The sequence below is a fragment of the Pedobacter rhizosphaerae genome (assembly GCF_900111155.1).
Lineage (GTDB): Bacteria > Bacteroidota > Bacteroidia > Sphingobacteriales > Sphingobacteriaceae > Pedobacter > Pedobacter rhizosphaerae.
Genome location: NZ_FOGG01000043.1, coordinates 1 through 358 on the forward strand (window position 1 = coordinate 1; position 358 = coordinate 358).

General features: G+C 41.1%; 1 protein-coding gene. It reads left to right on the plus strand.

Going from position 1 to position 358, the window contains the following annotated elements:
- Nucleotides 1–189 (plus strand): hypothetical protein (locus BMX11_RS24585; RefSeq protein WP_217643899.1); only part of this gene is annotated, 189 nt, incomplete at its 5' end.
- Nucleotides 190–358 lie beyond the last annotated feature (169 nt).

A 358-nucleotide genomic window follows, 5' to 3' on the forward strand; every position in this document is an offset into this window, starting at 1 on the left:
GGCTTTGCCCCAAAAGGTGAACTATGTATTTATTCTTACCAATTTCTCGACATCATTCTTGCCAATTTCTCTGTATCCGCGATTACGAAAAATCCTGTATTTTTAATTACCGATTACAGTTGCGGGGCAGAAACCCTAATCCTGACGATGCGCTATGGAGAAAAAAAAATGTTTTACTTAGATGTCTAAGGTGGTTAAATCTGTTGCGGGTTGTGTGTTATGTGTTGCGGGGCAGAAACCCTAATCCTGACAACGCGCTATGAAGAAAAAAATGTTTTACTTAGATGCCTAATGTGGTTAAACGTGTTACGGGTTGTGTGTTATGTGTTGCGGGGCAGAATCCCTAATCCTGACAACG